3 protein-coding genes are annotated in these 3,322 nt (G+C 68.1%); all 3 read left to right on the top strand.

The window, feature by feature from the left end:
• Positions 1–1,881, top strand: a 1,881-nt coding sequence (gene recD2, locus DD1DGNOD_RS17260; protein WP_241255796.1) for an SF1B family DNA helicase RecD2, incomplete at its 5' end; no start/stop codon positions are given.
• Positions 1,882–2,126: 245 nt separating this feature from the next.
• On the top strand, positions 2,127–2,465 hold the full coding sequence (locus DD1DGNOD_RS17255; protein WP_131767504.1) for a TcmI family type II polyketide cyclase: 339 nt from the start codon (positions 2,127–2,129) through the stop codon (positions 2,463–2,465).
• Positions 2,462–3,322 (top strand): acetyl-CoA carboxylase, carboxyltransferase subunit beta (gene accD / locus DD1DGNOD_RS17250; protein ID WP_131770615.1); only part of this gene is annotated, 861 nt, incomplete at its 3' end. The genes DD1DGNOD_RS17255 and accD, both read left to right, overlap by 4 nt.

Below are 3,322 nucleotides of genomic sequence, written 5' to 3'. Positions count from 1 at the left end.
ATCGACGCCCTGGACGTCATCGAGCAGCATCCCGAACGGCTGATCGAGGTCCCGAAACTCGGACCCAAACGGACCAAGGCGATCGCGGTGGCGTGGGAGGAACAGAAGTCCATCAAAGAGGTGATGGTTTTCCTCCAGGGCGTCGGGGTGTCGACGTCGTTGGCGGTGCGGATCTACAAGCAGTACACCGACCGTTCGATCGAGGTGGTGCGCACGGAACCGTACCGGTTGGCGACCGACGTGTGGGGCATCGGTTTTCGTACCGCGGACACGATTGCCAAGGCCGTCGGGATTCCGCATGACAGCCCGCAGCGGATCAAGGCCGGGCTGGTGTTCACATTGTCGGAGTCCACCGGGGACGGGAACTGTTTCCTGCCCGAACAGCGGCTGATCGCCGAGGCGATCAAGATTCTGCAGGTCGACACCGGCGCGGTGATCGAATGTCTGGCCGAGCTCGTCGGCGAGGAGGGCGTCATCCGCGAGGAGATCCCCGGGGAGGATCCGGACGCCCCCGTTGCCGCGATCTACCTGGTTCCCTTCCACCGCGCGGAGATTTCCCTGGCAGGTCAGCTCCTGCGGCTGTTGCGCACGCCCGCCGACCGGATGCCGGCGTTCGCCGGCGTCGACTGGGACAAGGCGCTGGCCTGGCTGCACGGGCGGACGCACACCGAACTCGCGCCCGCGCAGCAGGCGGCGGTGAAGCTGGCCCTGACCGAGAAGGTCGCCGTCCTCACCGGCGGGCCGGGGTGCGGCAAGAGTTTCACCGTACGCTCCGTCGTCACGCTCGCCCAGGCCAAGGGCGCGAAGATCGTGCTGGCCGCGCCCACCGGTCGCGCGGCCAAACGGCTCACCGAACTGACCGGGCACGACGCCTCCACCGTGCACCGGCTGCTGGAGCTGCGCCCCGGTGGGGACGCCGCCTACGACCGCGACCGACCCCTGGACGCCGACCTCGTCGTGGTCGACGAGGCGTCCATGCTCGATCTGCTGCTCGCCAACAAGCTCGCCAAGGCCGTCGCGCCCGGGGCGCATCTGCTCCTGGTCGGCGACGTCGACCAGCTCCCGTCCGTCGGAGCCGGCGAGGTCCTGCGCGACCTGCTGGCGCAGGGGACGCCGGTCCCGCACGTGCGGCTGACCCAGGTCTTCCGCCAGGCACAGCAGTCCGGGGTGGTCACGAACGCACACCGCATCAACACCGGCGACTACCCGCTGGTGCGCGGCCTGGCGGACTTCTTCTTTTTCTCCGCGGACGAGGCCGAGGACGCCGCGGCGATGACCGTGGACGTGGTGGCCCGGCGGATTCCCGCGAAGTTCGGGTTCGACCCGCGCCGGGACGTGCAGGTGCTCGCGCCGATGCACCGCGGCCCAGCCGGCGCCGGCGCGCTGAACACCCTGCTGCAGGACGCGCTCACCCCGGCGCGTCCCGACACGCTCGAACGCCGGGTCGGTGGCCGGATCTTCCGGGTCGGCGACAAGGTCACCCAGATCCGCAACAACTACGACAAGGGAGCCAGCGGCGTCTTCAACGGCACCCTCGGCGTGGTCACCGGCATCGACCTCGACGAGCAGAAGGTCACGGTGCGCACGGACGAGGACGAGGACATCGACTACGAGTTCACCGAACTGGACGAACTCGCCCACGCCTACGCCGTGACCATCCACCGTTCGCAGGGCAGCGAGTACCCGGCCGTGGTCATCCCGGTCACCGCCAGCGCCTGGATGATGTTGCAGCGTAACCTTCTCTACACTGCGGTCACCCGGGCCCGCAAACTGGTGGTCCTGGTTGGCTCACGCAGAGCCATCGGCCAGGCCGTACGCACGGTCAGTGGTGGGCGCCGTCACACCGCGCTCGACCACCGGCTACGGACGTCCACTCCCTGAGCCAGAACGTCTGCCGCAGCCGGCAGGTCAGGTCTTCCCGGGCCGGCAGGCCCGGGTCCTGCGGAGGGGTGGTCGATCTCCGGAAAGGTCGCGCAGACGGTACCGGTGGACGCGCTGTGTGATCGCCCTTACTCTCAGTAGGGGGTCAGTCTGGACCGAAACGTTGTTGCCGCGAATGGGTCAGCGGCCCCGCCGGCCCCGGTCCCGGGGTTTTCCCGGCCCGTTCGGTGGAGGGGGACACCAACATGCACAGATCCTTGATTGTTGCCAAAATCACGCCCGGCGCTGAAAAGGATGTCGCACGCATCTTCGCGGAATCGGACGCGACCGGACTTCCGCGGATCGCCGGAGTCGCCCACCGTTCGCTCTATTCGCTCGGGGATCTCTACGTCCATCTTCTGGAAACGACCGGGGACGGTCGGCAGGCGGTGGACAACGCGCGTGGTCATGAGGAGTTCAAACGCGTCAGCGACCGCCTGTCGCGCCACATTCAGCCCTATCTGCCGACCTGGCGGTCACCCCAGGACGCGATAGCGCAGTGCTTCTACACCTATGAAACCGAGTCCGCCGGAGAGGCCGCGTGAGGGCCGCGGTCGCCGAGGTGAGCGCGGTTCCCTGGACCCGGTGCGGATCCTGCGCCGCGCTCGTCTACGGCAAACGGCTGGCCCGCAACCTGTTCGTGTGCCCCGAATGCGGCCACCACGACCGGCTGACCGCATCCCAGCGGATCGAGCAGCTCCTCGACGCCGGAAGCTTCAAGCCGCTGCTGGTCGAACCCGTGCACTTCGACATTCTCGGGTTCACCGACACCCGGCCGTACACCCAGCGCTGGGAGGCGGCGCGACAGGAGACCGATCTGGCCGAAGCGGTGCTGTGCGGCACCGGAGCCATCGGTGGCCACGGGCTCGTCGTGGCCGTGATGGACTTCCGTTTTCTGGGCGGCAGTCTCGGCTCGGCGGTCGGTGAGATGATCACGCTCGCGGTGGAACTCGCCGTGGACGAGGCGCTTCCCCTGCTCATCGTTTCCACCTCCGGCGGAGCCCGGATGCAGGAGGGCTGCCTGTCGTTGATGCAGATGGCCAAGACCGGTATTGCCATCGAACGGCACCGGGAACACGGCCTGCTGTCCATCAGCCTGGTGACCGACCCGACCTACGGCGGGGTGGCGGCGTCGTTCGCGACCAACACGGACGTGATTGTCGCCGAATCCGGCAGCCGGATGGGTTTTGCCGGGCCTCGGGTCATCCGGCAGACCATCGGGCAGGAACTGCCCGCCGAGTTCCAGAGCAGTGGTTTTCTGGCCAGCAAGGGCCAGGTCGACATCGTCGCCGACCGGACGGACCTGCGGACGGTGCTGACCCGGCTGCTCGCGGTCGGACGGCGGACGGAGCGAGGAGTCGATCCGTCGATCGACTCCTCGATCGACGGATTGGTCGACGGA

The sequence above is a fragment of the Candidatus Protofrankia californiensis genome (assembly GCF_900634765.1).
GTDB classification, from domain to species: Bacteria; Actinomycetota; Actinomycetes; order Frankiales; family Frankiaceae; genus Protofrankia; species Protofrankia californiensis.
The sequence above is the reverse complement of the archived record's forward strand: the minus strand, read 5'-3'. Positions and strand labels throughout refer to the sequence as shown.

Excerpts from the sequence above, each read along its gene's own strand:
- DD1DGNOD_RS17255 (WP_131767504.1), top strand. The coding sequence starts at position 2,127 with ATGCACAGATCCTTGATTGTTGCCAAAATCACGCCCGGCGCTGAAAAG.